The sequence below is a fragment of the Halomonas sp. TP35 genome (genome assembly GCF_052375975.1).
In the GTDB taxonomy this organism is placed as follows: domain Bacteria; phylum Pseudomonadota; class Gammaproteobacteria; order Pseudomonadales; family Halomonadaceae; genus Vreelandella; species Vreelandella citrativorans.
The window spans coordinates 190,180-203,882 of the sequence record NZ_JBQSUZ010000003.1 but is presented as its reverse complement, the minus strand read 5'-3'; the positions used below and the strand labels follow the sequence as shown (position 1 = coordinate 203,882).

General features: G+C 53.9%; 12 protein-coding genes and 1 tRNA gene. 7 read left to right on the top strand and 6 right to left on the bottom strand.

The genetic code is table 11. The features are described 5' to 3' along the window. Positions 1 to 2: 2 nt before the first annotated feature. The 5 genes from ACT3RU_RS06260 to ACT3RU_RS06240 all read left to right on the top strand — a co-directional run bounded on the left by ACT3RU_RS06260 (position 3) and on the right by ACT3RU_RS06240 (position 2,766). On the top strand, positions 3 to 125 hold the full coding sequence (locus ACT3RU_RS06260) for a hypothetical protein (RefSeq protein WP_483392570.1): 123 nt from the start codon (positions 3 to 5) through the stop codon (positions 123 to 125). 77 nt (positions 126 to 202) lie between these two features. Further along, complete coding sequence (locus tag ACT3RU_RS06255; RefSeq protein WP_483392569.1) at positions 203 to 880, top strand: TVP38/TMEM64 family protein; 678 nt, start codon at positions 203 to 205, stop codon at positions 878 to 880. A gap of 89 nt (positions 881 to 969) precedes the next feature. Further along, complete coding sequence (locus ACT3RU_RS06250) at positions 970 to 1,497, top strand: DsbE family thiol:disulfide interchange protein (protein WP_483392568.1); 528 nt, start codon at positions 970 to 972, stop codon at positions 1,495 to 1,497. A 64-nt stretch (positions 1,498 to 1,561) separates the two neighbouring features. After that, a complete protein-coding gene (gene lgt / locus ACT3RU_RS06245) occupies positions 1,562 to 2,374 on the top strand; it encodes a prolipoprotein diacylglyceryl transferase (RefSeq protein ID WP_483392567.1) in 813 nt (270 codons plus the stop codon). Continuing rightward, positions 2,371 to 2,766 (top strand): protein-disulfide reductase DsbD N-terminal domain-containing protein, encoded by a 396-nt coding sequence (locus tag ACT3RU_RS06240; protein ID WP_483392566.1) that lies wholly within the window; start codon positions 2,371 to 2,373, stop codon positions 2,764 to 2,766. The genes lgt and ACT3RU_RS06240 overlap by 4 nt, the downstream gene beginning before the upstream one ends. A gap of 148 nt (positions 2,767 to 2,914) precedes the next feature. Here the strand turns inward: ACT3RU_RS06240 and ACT3RU_RS06235 are convergent, their stop codons facing one another. The 4 genes from ACT3RU_RS06235 to ACT3RU_RS06220 form a co-directional block, all read right to left on the bottom strand. Beyond that, the gene (locus ACT3RU_RS06235; RefSeq protein ID WP_483392565.1) at positions 2,915 to 6,385 is read right to left on the bottom strand and encodes a class I SAM-dependent DNA methyltransferase; all 3,471 of its coding nucleotides are present in this window, start codon (positions 6,383 to 6,385) and stop codon (positions 2,915 to 2,917) included. Positions 6,386 to 6,686: 301 nt separating this feature from the next. Then, on the bottom strand, positions 6,687 to 7,640 hold the full coding sequence (locus ACT3RU_RS06230; protein WP_253024435.1) for a TraI domain-containing protein: 954 nt from the start codon (positions 7,638 to 7,640) through the stop codon (positions 6,687 to 6,689). Then, complete coding sequence (locus ACT3RU_RS06225; RefSeq protein WP_253024433.1) at positions 7,627 to 8,865, bottom strand: site-specific integrase; 1,239 nt, start codon at positions 8,863 to 8,865, stop codon at positions 7,627 to 7,629. Before ACT3RU_RS06225 ends, ACT3RU_RS06230 begins: the two co-directional genes overlap by 14 nt. Continuing rightward, complete coding sequence (locus ACT3RU_RS06220; RefSeq protein ID WP_253024431.1) at positions 8,858 to 9,097, bottom strand: hypothetical protein; 240 nt, start codon at positions 9,095 to 9,097, stop codon at positions 8,858 to 8,860. Before ACT3RU_RS06220 ends, ACT3RU_RS06225 begins: the two co-directional genes overlap by 8 nt. Positions 9,098 to 9,248: 151 nt before the next feature. On the opposite strand from ACT3RU_RS06220, the gene ACT3RU_RS06215 reads away from it, so the two are divergent. Then, positions 9,249 to 9,473, top strand: a complete 225-nt coding sequence (locus ACT3RU_RS06215; protein ID WP_253024429.1) for a helix-turn-helix domain-containing protein — start codon at positions 9,249 to 9,251, stop codon at positions 9,471 to 9,473. 162 nt (positions 9,474 to 9,635) lie between these two features. Here the strand turns inward: ACT3RU_RS06215 and ACT3RU_RS06210 are convergent. Further along, positions 9,636 to 9,712: transfer RNA gene (locus ACT3RU_RS06210), tRNA-Met, on the bottom strand. Between the two features lie 275 nt (positions 9,713 to 9,987). On the opposite strand from ACT3RU_RS06210, the gene phbB reads away from it, so the two are divergent. Then, a complete protein-coding gene (gene phbB, locus ACT3RU_RS06205) occupies positions 9,988 to 10,734 on the top strand; it encodes an acetoacetyl-CoA reductase (RefSeq protein ID WP_192527228.1) in 747 nt (248 codons plus the stop codon). A gap of 99 nt (positions 10,735 to 10,833) precedes the next feature. Here the strand turns inward: phbB and ACT3RU_RS06200 are convergent, their stop codons facing one another. Next, positions 10,834 to 13,650, bottom strand: coding sequence for a DUF349 domain-containing protein (locus ACT3RU_RS06200; protein WP_192527227.1), 2,817 nt, complete (start codon positions 13,648 to 13,650; stop codon positions 10,834 to 10,836). Positions 13,651 to 13,703 lie beyond the last annotated feature (53 nt).

Sequence of the window (13,703 nt, the reverse complement as noted above, 5' to 3'; positions counted from 1 at the left end):
AAATGATGGGAAGTGAAAGCTGCATGTGGGGCATGGCGGGGATGGGCTTAATAGCAATCTTGTTGATTATTGCACTGGTGCTTGGTGTTGCTGCGCTTGCCAAATACCTGTTTTCAAAAAAATAAAATGGAAATAGCAAAATATTGATCAACAAACCCTCCGCTTAGCTCGGAGAAACGGCAGCATATGATGTGGGACGAATATGGCAACCCAGCTTAGCGTAAAGCAAAAGCTCTTTTTGGGGCTCACTCTATTGATGGGCTTGGCGGCCCTGTATTGGATCCTGATGGAGACCGGCGCCTTGTCGGTCTTGTCCGATAAGCAGGCCTTGCGCGAGTGGGTTGGTGGGTTGGGCGTCTGGGGGCCATTGGCCATTATCTTCATGATGATTGCCGCAATTGTCATGAGCCCGATTCCCAGTGGTCCGATTGCCATGGTGGCCGGTGCGATCTACGGCCCAGTTTGGGGCACGGCTTATGTCGTTATCGGTGCCGAAACCGGCGCTCTGCTGTCCTTCTGCATTGCTCGTCTGCTCGGCTATGAGGTGATGCAACGCTGGTCGCGTACTCGTCCCATCCTCAATTGGTTAGGAAAAGAGCGCTCTCAAACCGGCTTGATGCTCATCGTTTTTGCATCGCGATTGGTACCATTCATTTCGTTTGATGCCGTCAGCTATGCGGCGGGCATCACCCCACTGTCCTTCTGGCGCTTTTTGATCGCCACATTGGCCGGCGTGATCCCCACCGCGTATCTGATCGTCATGTTCGGCGAAGTGCTGATTACCGCCGACTCCCGTGGCCTCACGATCGCGCTGATTCTCATCAGTGGCATCACACTGCTGCCGCTGCTGGCGAAACGCCTATGGTCTAGACGGCCTTGATAGCACATCAATGCTGCTCTGGGGCGGTTATTGCAGGTATTGGCAATGCGCAGCGGAAACTTACTTCCGACCAATTATGAGGGGCAGACGTGAAATCGCGAATATTGCTGTTTTTACCCCTATTGGGTTTTTTGGGCTTGAGCTTTTTCTTTTATCAGGGCTTATCAATGGATCCTAGCGCTCGAGACTCACCCCTGCTGGCTCAGCCGTTTCCGACCTTCAATCTGACGACGCTGGAAGACCCTTCGCGGCGCGTTGATGAATCCCTTTTTGAAGGTCAGGTGACATTGGTCAACGTATGGGGAGAATGGTGCCCGACCTGCAAGCATGAAATGCCGCAGTTGTTGGACCTGGCCACGCGAGGCGTCCGCTTGGTTGGCATCAATTACAAAGATACCCAGGCAAAGGGGCTCGAGTTTCTTGAAGAGTTTGGGAACCCTTTTGAAGTCAATATCTTCGATCCAGAGGGTAACCTAGGTTTTGAGCTGGGTGTTTATGGCGCGCCAGAAAGCTTCGTGGTCGATACCGAAGGTACTATCCGTTACAAACACATAGGTTACATCACTCCCGAGGATGTTGAGCGAGTCATACAAGAAATCGAGAAGTGGCAGCGATAAACAGCCTAGCAAGATGCATTTTTGCTGAAGACACATCAACTGTTATGACCATTTAAGGAAGACTATGCTGCAATATCCTCAAATCGATCCGATTGCCATCGCCATAGGCCCTCTTCAGATCCACTGGTATGGCTTGATGTATGTCATCGGGCTAGTTGCCGCCTGGTGGTTGGGCCGGCGTCGCGCCCACCGACTCGGCCTAAGCCATGATGATATGGGCGACCTGATTTTCTATGGGGCCATCGGCATCATCATTGGCGGCCGCCTGGGCTATGCGCTGTTTTACGGGCTCGAACAACTGCAGGACAACCCTCTTTGGTTACTAAAAATCTGGGAAGGAGGCATGAGTTTTCATGGCGGCCTTGCCGGTGTATTAGTGGCTGCCTGGCTGTTTGCTCGCAAACATCAACTGGCTTTTATACAACTGACCGACTTCATCGCTCCGTTAGTCCCCATCGGCCTGGGGGCGGGTCGCCTCGGCAACTTCATCAATCACGAGTTACCGGGGCGTATCAGCGACGTTCCGTGGGCCATGGTATTCCCTCCCATGATGGGGCTCGGCTCAGAACCACGCCATCCCTCGGCGCTTTACGAGTTCGCCCTGGAAGGCATCGTGTTGTTTGCCGTGCTGTGGTGGCTATCGCGCCGGCCGCGCCATAGGGGCCTGATCTCGGGGCTTTTCCTGCTACTTTACGGAGCCTTCCGCTTTACGGTGGAGTTCGCACGCCTCCCCGACCCTCAGCTGGGATTCATTGCCTTTGGCTGGTTGACCATGGGGCAGCTGCTGACACTACCGATGCTCATCGCAGGCTTTACCCTGGTTGCCTGGTCCAGACGCCAGCCAGTAGATAAGCCAAAGGCGGCGTTAAACTCATGAAACAAGTCTTCGCTTTTCTAATGGTGGCACTCTTTATAGTCACACCGGTAGCGGCACGTGAAGAGATATTTGGGGTTGGTGACAAAAGCTCCCCTTTTAACCGTTCGACGCAACGTGACTTTTTACCGGCTACAGAAGCCTTCCGAACCACCGCCTGGCGCGACGATGATCGGATCTATATCGGCTTCACTGCTGCCGAAAATTATTACCTTCATCGGCATCAGTTCGCGCTTGAGAGTCTTTCTCCAGGTGTGAGTTTCGGTGAGCTGGCGTTGCCTCCTGGCGAACCCATGATGCACGCCTCGCTAGGTGAAATTTATGTTTTTTACGACCAAGTAGTGATCAGCGCGCCCATTGAGAGCAACGCCGCCGACAATCTGTCTGTGGCGTGATTTTTTGCTTATGATTAGCACTCGCATCGAGAAACCTGTCAGTTGGCAGTAATCTCTGCGAAACGAGTATCTGTATCGCAGAGCGGATAGGTTGCCGTCTGACAATTTGCTATCGATCGCCAAATTGAAAAGCGCTAGGTCAAATGTGCTACCTCACCAGCCGCCAGTGTTTGTCTTCTTGCTGGGCCTGGCCGAGGGCGGCCAGCGCCGATAGTACCTCACCAACGCCTTTCACCGGTTTGCGTTTGAACTGGGCGGCCAGGCTTTCCGCACTGTGGGGGCTTTGGGCAAGCATGTCGCGTAGAACCGTGACCTGGGTGGCGAGGTCTTTGGGCCAGGTGGCTTTGGTTTTGTCTGCTGCTGGGGCGCTGGTCTCAGCTGTGGTGCTTTGCAGCTCGGTTTGGGTGGGGGCGGCTTCTTCCGGTGCTTGGTAATCGGGGCGTAGCCAGCGCACCTTGCCTTGCGCTTCTTCAGCGGCGCGCTGTTTGTTGAGCGCCACTAGGCGCATTAGCAACTCTTCCTCGGCCTGGGCTTGAGCGGCGGGCTTGTCCGGCAGTGGGGTGGTGGCACCGGGTAAGCCCACTAGTACTTTTGCCAAGTCATCCCAGCCGTAGGCATTAAATACTGCGCGGTCTAAGGCGTCGTGGTCGGCGAGCAGAGTGCTGACCAAGCCTTGCTGGTTGATGGTTTGTTCTTTGGCGTTGAGTTCTTCACCCACGCGGAGCTTTTCCAGCACGTTGTACATGCCGGTGAGCGTCAGCGTTGGGTGTTCGGCCTGCTGGCGCTTGCGGTGGGCGTCGATCTGCTCCGCAAGCTGGCCAATCTTCGCCGCCTGCTCGTCGTTCAGCTCAGGAAAGGGGAAGGTTTCGAAGCAGCGGGTTTTGTTGTAGCGGGGGTCATTGCCTACACCTAATCGCCCGCCACTGGCTAGGCTCCATAATGTGTGAACTCTGCTACTCAAGTAACCTAAGGCGCTATCACTTTCGCAAGCTATGGCAATTAGCCCATCATCTGGAGAAATGCTTTTATCTAGTTTGACAAAAAATCTATGCTTACTTACATAAGCAGTCGCAATATAATCACCTAGCCCACTCAGAGCTGCCCTAAGGTCTTCGCGCTGCCCACGGTGCAACCACCATTTTTCGCGCAATGCTTTGTTTCTGTTTGTATCTCTTTCAGGCTTTACTCTTTCTTTAACCCATTGGTATAGCTCTGGAAAATTAGCTTTTGCTTGTCTTTCTGTTAATCCATAGAAATCTATTAGATATCTATCACGTGGAGTCTGATTAAGGTCTTTACCATTGCGAAATCTGCTTAATACACTTGTATTGAGATATCTTCCGAAGCCAGCAGCGTTTACATCACCAGTTGTGATTGAGAACCCTCTGCCTCCAAGTTCGAAACCACGCTGACTAATACTGCTATTTGATTTTAGCGCTCCCGCCCCCGCCACATCCGCGCCGATACTCAAGTCGGCAAATACCTTACCCTCGCGGTGGCTTAGTGCCACGCTGCGGGCTTCGCGGTCGTCTTCGCTGCTTTCGCTTGTTACTTGCTGCAATCGACCTGGTGCTTCGCCTGCGCGGCCCACGGTCATGGCAATGCGCACGGCGGCACCGTCGTTGCCGTCTACCCAGGGGTGGTCGGGAATCGCGAAGGTGAGCGAGAGCGGCTTTTTGGCATCGTTCAGGTGCGGTTCCAGCACGCGGCGGTTAAAGGTTTGGCGCAGGCTGTTGGTGGTAATAAAGCCATACTGCTGGGCGTGGCCGTTGCGTGCCGCTTCAGCGGCAATATGCCACCAGTACATCACAAAATCGGCAGATTCCGGCACCGTGCCTTTAAATACTTGGCGCACGGCATCCACGTAGCCATCGCCTAGTGCGCGGCGCATGGTGGAGGCGCCAATAAACGGTGGGTTGCCGACGATATAATCTGCTTCCGGCCACTCGGCGCGTCTGGGATTGTGGTAGCGGTATACCGTGGTCCGGGCGGTTTCATCAGGGATCAGCTCGCCGGTGGCGGGGCTTTTCTTCATGCTGATGCCGTCCCAGATGGTGACTTCCTGGCCGTTTTCATCCAGCAGCGGTTCGCGGCTGTCAAATTCAATCAGCGCATCGCGCTCCTCGATATTGTGGAAGTCTTTGAGAATCGGTTCGGGCAGATCGAGGCTGCCGTGAATACGGTAGTGCCACTGCAGGTAACCGATCCAAAGCACAATTTCAGCAATGGCGGCGGCGCGGGGGTTAATTTCCATGCCGAGGAACTGTTGGGGCGAGACGGTAAAGCCTTCCGCTTCTAATGAGTCTTGCCCGCCGCTGAGGTCGGCAATCAGGTTTAATACTTCACCTTCCAGACGCTTCATGTGCTCCAGCGCGACATACAGGAAGTTGGCGCTACCGCAGGCGGGGTCAAGCACGCGTACTTGGCAGAGCTTGTGGTGAAAGGTGCGCAGGCTCTCTAGCGCTTTATCGGTTTTGCCTTTCTGGTTGTGGGTTTCCGCGACCACCTGGGCGGTGGCCCACTCCCGGCGTAGCGGTTCAATCAGCGTGGGCATCACCAGCCGCTCGACATAGGCGCGGGGCGTATAGTGGGCACCTAGTTTGTGGCGCTCGCGGGGGTCCAGGGCGCGCTCCAGCAGCGTGCCGAAAATGGCCGGCTCCACAAAGCGCCAGTCGGCTTTGGCGGCATCAATCAGCAGCTGAATCTGCTCGGGGGTGAGCGGAATGGGGTCAATGTTTTTAAACAGGCCGCCGTTAAAACGCATCACCTTGGCCGTCAGTACGCCGCTAAAGCCGCCGCTGTTCATACTTTCCCATAACGAGCTAATGGCGTCGGCAAAGTGTTCGGGTGTCTCTTTCATGCGGGTGAGGAAGTCGGTAAAGCTGTTTTTGGGCAACAGCCCAACGTCTTCACTGAACATGGTGAACAGGCAGCGCTTCAAAAAGTGCGCTACGCGGTCGACTTCATAACCATCGGCTTCTAGCGTTTTCGCTAAGGTTGCAAGCTTGGCGCTGACCTCACGAGTGACGCGAGCAGCGTATTGGCTCGGGTCAAGGGTGTCGGGTGCTTCCCATAGCGCTTTAAGGCGTTGCTGAATATTTGGCTGGCGTAAGTCTTCCAGCTTAATGCGGTAATTACGCGGGTCTGGAAAGGGTACATAGGTGCCGCCAGAGCGCGAAAACTCAGAGTAGAGTGCCAGCGTGCGCCCAACATCTGTGACCAAAATAAAGGCTGGGCGGCCTTCTTTTGGGGGCAGGGCGCGTACATATTGGTCGGCTTGGTTATAAGCCGCCTGCATGGCTTTATCCCAGCCTTTGGTTTCTAGCCCTTTGCCGGTTTGCTTGGCTTCCAGTACAAACGCGCCGCGCTTGTAAAGGTCGATAAAGCCGCGATTTTCGCTGCCATCGGGGTTTTGAATATCCACCCGGCGTTCGAAGGTATAGGCATTTTCACTATTATCTTTGCTGGCGGGGTCGGGCGTTGGCAACTCAAGCAGCGCACATAGCTCTGAAAGGAATAGCTGATAATTGGCCTTTTCGGTGCCGGTGGTGTGTTGCCAGCGCTCAATAAACTGATCGACGGCATCAGGCGTGGCAACCGCAACGGACGAATCGAACATCAGCAAGCATCCTTTCAGGCGTGGTCATCTAATCTAGTTAAGCAGGGTTAGATAGTAGCATGCTTAGCAGAGTGAGAAAGAGAGCTGTACTATAGGACGTACATCCTAGGCATGAAAACGAATTTAGCTCGGCAGTCCTGGATTAGTAGAATAGGCCTTAGCTTAGAAAGCCATTGCCACAATTGGTATCTTGCAGCAAAGGTAAGAGTGCTAGCATCGGGATGAATGTGTATTTGGGTGGCGTAGTGAAAAAACCGCCAAGCTAAGCAGTTGGCGGTGTCAGACTATGAGCATATGTAGCCTACAGTGACTGTAGAGCCGGGATTTCAGGACGCCAAAAAAGGTTCTGGCCCAGGCGGCTGAATCCCCAGCTAGATTTAGTGCGAAATGCTCGCTGTTGATTATCGGCCATGGCGCTTTGCCCGTCAGCATCACGAATATAACGAGCTATCGTCATCGCGGCTGGTTGGCCGTAGCGCGCCCCAGGTGATGCACATGTCCAAATATGACGAAGCGTCATCGCAATGTCCGGCTCGTGCTTGTCTAAATACGCAAGCCCATAGGCACATGCTTCCAGAGTAAACGTATCATGGCTACATAGTTTCCAAGCCGCATTTGGTTTGCCTTTTGAATCGTAGGTATAGGTCTTCCCAATATCGTGTAACAACCCTGCGACAAAACATGTTTCCTGCATCAGACGCGGCATGTTGGGCTCGTTTAGGCGCAGCATAGCCACAGCGTTGTTGGCGACATCCAGTGAATGCGCCAGCAGCCCTCCTGGATATGCATGGTGATAATTTACGCTGGCTGGCGCGTTTAAAAAGGCTTCGAGACGATCCTTGCGCTCCAGTGCGAGCATCAAAAACTTACGCATATGTGCCGACTGAAGCGATTGCACGGTCGCGACAAGCTGGTCAAGTACCTCCGGTACTGGGCAATACACCCGCGGCAACGATTGCAGTGTATCCAGCGCGGCCACTTCTTCCCGGGTCGCCTTGCGAAACCCGTCAAGTACGAACTGATTAGACAAACACTTCACCCCGGAAGCGGTGACATAGTCCAGGTGGCCAATGCGCTCAGGCACCTGAGTTTTATCCAGATTGAGCATCGCTATGTGATCTCCCATGCAATCGCTCAACCGCAACTTTAAGAAGGGCGTTTTCGCATTATCAAACTCGACCACACGCCCTGTAAGCCGATAAGTGCCTTTGAAGGTGCGTGACAGGTGGGCTGGTGCATTATCAAGCCGTTTCATTACGATGCTCCTTCTGGGACTTGGTGGGCGTGGTATTGCCAAGTAAACGCTCAAAGGCTGAGCCATCCATACGTGTCGCATTGGGAACGTATCGGGAATAAACCTTGAATAGCATCTCGGTTGAGCTATGGCCCAGCATGCGGGCCACCCATTCAGGGTTTTCACCCGACGCCAGAAACAGCGTCGCGGCGGTATGGCGTGTTTGGTAAGGACGCCGCTTGGTTAGCCCGAGAGACTTCAGTAAGGGGTACCACACGCGCTTGGTCACGTTATTGTGATCAAGGGGCTGGCCTGACTGATTACAGAACACGTATTTGCTTAAATGCCCCGTCGCGGCGTATTGCGTTTTAAGCGCGTCATACACCTGCCCAAACATGGGGATTTCCCGCTGAGATCCATCGGTCTTGGTGTATTCCGTCTCGCCATTGATCAGTGTTTCGCGTACTAAGATTTCGCGTTTGGCAAAATCAACATGTTTCCACTTCAACCCATCGACTTCGCCGGTTCGCATACCAGTAAAAAAGCGCACCGTGTAGTAGTTGCGATAGTCCGCGCGGACGTTATTGATGATGCGTTGTACTTCGTGTAGCGAAAATGGCTCGATATGGGTCTTTTGCAGCTTTAACGGCTTGATATTTTTGTATGGTGACTCGAAATCGAATCGCTCGGCTGCTTCATCTAGCACCATGCGCAGAATCGTCATGTGACTGTTGATCGTCTTGGACGACACCAACCCTGTGCTGCCGCGCCCCTTACGTTTAGCTAACTTGGCGCGGAACGCCATGATGTCCGTCTTGGTAATGTCGCCAATCGGCTTTTTTCCAAACGCTGGCTTCAGTGAGCTATCCAGGATCGAACTCACATTTCGCACGTGAGAGGCACGCCACTGAATTTTGCTCTCTTCGAACCATTGGTCGGAAAAATCGTTGAAGAGTGGTGTTTCCACTGGGGTATGTGTGCCCTTGATGTTGGGAGTTTGAGAGTTTTGGTTTTTCGCCGTTTCATTTGCTCCCAGTTTTTGCAAATTCTTGCTGCCCGGAAAAAACTCAGCGTAGTCGAGGTCATCTAGCAAGATCTTTGCTTCTATCTTTGCAAGCAATTGCTCGACCTTTTTCCTGTTAGCAGGCGTGTCTTTCAGTGCAGTTTGCTCACGTAATCGTAGGCCTTGGTAGAAAAAATCCAGATAGAGCTTACCCGTCTCTTTACGTTGGCGAACCTTACCCATGGCTATAGCCTCCATTTGCCATTGGAATGGAGATATTGCCTTGGGCAGCTTTTAGCATTTCTTTTTCGACGGCTTCCCAGAGGAATAAAATTTTCCGCCGGCCAAAAGGTTTGATGTAGTGAGTGCCCTCGATAAGGACGCTATCTTTTAGCTGCTGGCGGATAGTACGGCAGTCGTACTTGATGCGCTGAGCAAGCTCTTCGGTCGTGAGGTAGGTATAAGATGATTCCATCGAAAACCTCTAACAGGGGTGATATTCTGCGTGGCTAAAAGGCATTCCAGCTATCAGAATGCCATCCTAAATGGCATTTTAGACAGCAAAAAACCATTTGCAAGCGTTTTTTGCCATTTAGAATGACAAAAAGATTTCACAGGAGGTTTTGATGGTTCGTTGTCACCTGGCGCGCTTGATGGGCGAGCATAAGATGAAGATCGTTGATGTAGCGCGTGAGACAGGTCTCAACCGCAATACAATTACGCTGCTCTACAAAGAAACTGCCCAGCGGATCGACTTAGATGCATTGGATAAACTATGCAGCCTGTTCAAATGTGAAGTAGGGGATCTGTTGGAATACCAAGACGAGGGTGCAAAAAATGAAAATAATTGAGGGCAGCGAGCAAGTCGCCTGAAGGTCGTTAGAAGTGATCGTTAAAGAAAGGGAAGGAGTGAATGTGGCACATATACGACACAGATGTGTCACAGGGCGCTAGTCAACGAATAAACACAAAAAAGGCAGACCAGTAAGTTACTGATCTGCCTCTCGAAATATTGGTAGCGGGGACCGGATTTGAACCGATGACCTTCGGGTTATGAGCCCGACGAGCTACCAAACTGCTCCACCCCGCATCAACGTGAGGCGTATTCTACGGATTTTTTGCGCCACGTCAACCCTTTGTAGAAAACAAAGCACAAAAGGCTGATATTCATCGTACTGCAATATGCAAAGAGTAAAGCTATGCTTCCCATGGTCCCAATAAAAAGCTTACTGTCGGTAGGCCGCCTAACAATAAAAGCGGTGGCGTGCTGTTAGTGATACAAGCGCTTGACGCTTATTTGAAATGGTTTGCGGACCATAACAGTACTTAGCGTCCAAGCCATTTGTCATATCAGGGAGGTAGTCAATGGCCAATCAAGCCCCCGTCGCCTGGGTAACTGGTGGAACTGGTGGAATCGGCACGGCAATTTGTCGTTCGTTGGCAGATGCGGGTTATAGGGTAGTGGCAGGGTATAACAATCCCGAAAAAGCCAAAACCTGGCTGGACACCCAGCAAGCTGCCGGTTATCAGAAGATTACAACACTCGGGGTCGACCTGTCTGACCATAACGCATGCCTGGATGCTGCGCGTGAGATCCACGAACAGTACGGTCCAATTAGCGTGCTGGTAAACTGTGCTGGCATTACCCGCGACGGCACGATGAAAAAAATGGCCTACGAACAGTGGTATCAGGTCATCGATACCAACCTTAATAGCGTCTTTAATACTTGCCGTAGCGTGATCGAGATGATGCTCGAAAATGGCTATGGTCGAATTATTAATATCTCCTCCATCAATGGCCGTAAAGGGCAGTTTGGCCAGGTTAACTACGCTGCCGCTAAAGCCGGTATGCACGGCTTAACCATGTCGCTGGCGCAGGAAACGGCCACCAAAGGCATTACGGTAAATACCGTATCGCCTGGCTATATTGCCACCGACATGATTATGAAAATTCCGGAGTCAGTGCGTGAAGCCATTCGCGAAACGATTCCGGTAAAACGCTACGGTACGCCGGAAGAAATTGGTCGATTGGTGACGTTCCTTGCCGATAAAGAGTCTGGTTTTATTACCGGCGCCAACATCGATATTAACGGTGGGCAATTTATGGGCTAGGCCACCCGTGCCTACGCGACGGCTTATTCCTCACAAGGGAGCATGCAAAGCGGGAGGCGAATCGCCTCCCGTTGTGTTGTTGTCGCATTGATGGGGCGATCAGGGGGGCGGGATATGCCCCAGGTCGCGCAATAAGCTATCCAGTTCCCTGGCTTCTTTTTCCCACTGCGCCATCGATACCGGGCCAAGCGCTAATAGCGCGGCTAAAACATCGATAATTTCTTCTTCGCGACTACGCTCTTGGCGAATTCCTTCATTCAAGCGCTCTACCTGGATCGCCAGGCGCAAAGGCTCGTCGCTTTGTCGGATGCTGCCGCTGGTTAACAGGGATAGATGTACCCGCAGCCGAGAAATGGCGTCTGCCCGCGCTGCCTCATCGTCCAGCGACAACGGGAGTGGCGTGGATTGACGCTGACGGTTACGCGTCTGATGCGCCTCTGCAAATACGCTGGGAAGTGGCGTGCTAATGATACCGTCAGCGTTGATAATTTCTGCGGCACCGCCGTCCAGATAGCGCTGATCGGCGGACAAGTGCGCGTTAACGAGCGGTAAAATAAGTTGCCATTGCTGAACGGTATCCGCAATCTTAAGGCGACTCAAACGCTCGCGCTTGGCGCGCACAATACCGCTTAGGCGACGCTGCATGCCTTCGCTACGCCGGTTTCGCGGCAGTGGCTCAAGCTGGCTGACCTGGTTCAAAAAGTCGTCCAACGTGCTGGTTTCATTGGCGCTAGTGGGTTGCCAGCTGTCCATTTGATCGATAAGTATTTGCATGGCTTCAAGCTGCTGTTGCTGATGGGCAGCCTGCTCACTCTTGTGGGCTTCGCGCTGGGCAAACAGCTGATCGCACTCATGCCGGAACGCCTTCCAAAGGGTTTGTTCCGCCCCTTTGGGTGCGCGCCCTAACTGACGCCAGTGCTGCTGTAGTTGCTTGGTTTGTGTAATGCGTTGAGCCAAGGGTTGTTGCTGGTCGTGACGAAGCGTCCGCACTTCTTCAATAAACGCCTGCTTTTGAGAGGCGATATGCTCGGCCCGCTGATCAATTAATGTTTGCAACTGGTGGCGGATTTTCCCAAACCGCTGACCAACAGCCTCAGAGCGCTCGCGAGGCACCGGCGAGTAGTGGCGCCATTGATGGCGTGCCTTGTCGCGAATTTCACGTAGTACATCCGGGTCGGCGTCCTCTGCTGGCTGGGCGAGCAGTGTTTCAAGCTGTTCACACAGCTGCTCGCGGGCCTGCAGGTTCGCTTCACGCTCTTGGCCAAGCTGGTCGCGCCATGGAGCTAACCGCTCGTGGATTCGGTCAGATGCAGCACGAAAGCGCGCGGACTGTTCGCGGTTGGCGGCGGCATCGCCCAGCGACTTCCACTCTTTCACTAGCTGGCGGTGGTGGCGGTCAAGCGCGGTTTCCGCCATGTGCGGGTCGTTGGCCAGTGCTTCAATGCTTGAACATAACTGCTCGCGCTTGGGCCCTGCGACAAAGCCGCGCCAATCGCGTAGTTCGGCCAGCCGCGCGCCGGACTGTTTTAAGCGTGCCTTCAGCGGCTTGGCTTCCGCCATTTGCAGGGCTTCGATTTGCGGCTTTAAGCGCTGGTGAAGATGGCTGGCGCTTTTGAAGGCGCCACGCTCAAGCAGGTGCTCAAAGCTATCGAGTTCCGCTGCATAAGTGCTTAATGAAACCGAGGCGTGTGGGCTAGCTGCCGGTGTGTGAGACTCGGTGGCAAGCGTTGCCTGAGCGCGCTGTATCAACGCAGGCGGCGTAAATGCTTTTGGCCAGTCGCATTCGTTAAGCAGGCGGCGCATGGTGCGGTGGTCATTATCCGCAAGCGCTTGCTCAAGCACGACGCTGACATCTTGCCAGCGCTGCCAGGCATCCAGGCACTGCTCATATTGAATAATGACGTGCGTGTAGCGTTGGCTTGCAGGCTCGCTGGGCGAGTGTACGTCCGAGAGTGCTTGCCAGCGTTGGCTGAAAAGCTGGCGTTGGGCGCGCAGGCTGTCGATATCCTGAACGGTCAGCTCGGTGGCATGATGAAGACTTTCAAGCGTCTCCTCCAGCCCATCAAGCAGCTGATCACGTGTCTGATCCGCTTCCTCTCGGCGGGCAAGGCTCTGCTGGCGAGCCTGCTCCTGCGTTTCATGGTCGTGAAGCGTTTTACGGCAGCCCAGCATGGCCTGATGAAAGCGCTGCTCTTGCTCGGCGCTAGGAGGGGGCGTCAGGTTCTTCCATTCGCGCTCTAAATGGCGAAAGCGGCCGCCATAAAGTGGCTCCCAAGGCGCGCGAGCATGCTGTTCCATCTGGTGAAGAAGGTGCTCCAACTGCTGCTGTTGGCGGGCCAGCCATTCGGCATCGGTTCGCTGCTGGCCGAGCTTTTCGCGGGCAAGGCGAGTTACATAACGATCACGCCGCGCGTCTTTAAGCAGGCGCTTCAGGGCCTCTTCTGTCTCAATGCGCTCGGTGGCGCGATGACGAACAGCCGCGACACCGTTTTGGCACGCTTGCTTAACCAGGTCGCCTTCACGGGTTAGCCGGGCAAGGGCGGTCAGGCGCAGCTCCAGGTTGTCGCCTTGTAAGGCAATTACATTTAAAAGCCGCGGCTCGTCCAGCCCTTCCACCAGGGTCAGGCGTTGTTGCAGTTCGGTGCTGCCTTCAAGACCGCTAAGCCGCTGACTCACGGCATTGAACCATGCCTCTTGCTGGCTGTGGTCAGGGTAGGCTATCACCAGCCCATTGACATCATCCAGCGCGAGCAGGGCCGACAGGCGGATGCTGCTGTCACTATCATGCGCGAGTGCTTGCAGCGCTTCGCGCTGTTCAGCCTGGTGGGGGTCAAGTCGAGAGAGGGCCTGTCGGCGTACCTCGGGGTCGGGGTGTTGCCAACGAGGAGCGAACAGGCGTCTTAACAGTCCGTGCATGGATCATCCTGCGTAGAGGTGCGTAGCATGAAAAAAATTAGCCATTATTGAAC

What these genes read in the sequence shown, in the direction of transcription:
- ACT3RU_RS06260 (WP_483392570.1), top strand. Translation starts at nt 3, where the DNA reads ATGATGGGAAGTGAAAGCTGCATGTGGGGCATGGCGGGGATGGGCTTA.
- ACT3RU_RS06255 (WP_483392569.1), top strand. Translation starts at nt 203, where the DNA reads ATGGCAACCCAGCTTAGCGTAAAGCAAAAGCTCTTTTTGGGGCTCACT.
- lgt (WP_483392567.1), top strand. Translation starts at nt 1,562, where the DNA reads ATGCTGCAATATCCTCAAATCGATCCGATTGCCATCGCCATAGGCCCT.
- ACT3RU_RS06240 (WP_483392566.1), top strand. Translation starts at nt 2,371, where the DNA reads ATGAAACAAGTCTTCGCTTTTCTAATGGTGGCACTCTTTATAGTCACA.
- ACT3RU_RS06235 (WP_483392565.1), bottom strand. Translation starts at nt 6,385, where the DNA reads ATGTTCGATTCGTCCGTTGCGGTTGCCACGCCTGATGCCGTCGATCAG.
- ACT3RU_RS06230 (WP_253024435.1), bottom strand. Translation starts at nt 7,640, where the DNA reads ATGAAACGGCTTGATAATGCACCAGCCCACCTGTCACGCACCTTCAAA.
- ACT3RU_RS06225 (WP_253024433.1), bottom strand. Translation starts at nt 8,865, where the DNA reads ATGGGTAAGGTTCGCCAACGTAAAGAGACGGGTAAGCTCTATCTGGAT.
- ACT3RU_RS06220 (WP_253024431.1), bottom strand. Translation starts at nt 9,097, where the DNA reads ATGGAATCATCTTATACCTACCTCACGACCGAAGAGCTTGCTCAGCGC.
- ACT3RU_RS06215 (WP_253024429.1), top strand. Translation starts at nt 9,249, where the DNA reads ATGGTTCGTTGTCACCTGGCGCGCTTGATGGGCGAGCATAAGATGAAG.
- phbB (WP_192527228.1), top strand. Translation starts at nt 9,988, where the DNA reads ATGGCCAATCAAGCCCCCGTCGCCTGGGTAACTGGTGGAACTGGTGGA.
- ACT3RU_RS06200 (WP_192527227.1), bottom strand. Translation starts at nt 13,650, where the DNA reads ATGCACGGACTGTTAAGACGCCTGTTCGCTCCTCGTTGGCAACACCCC.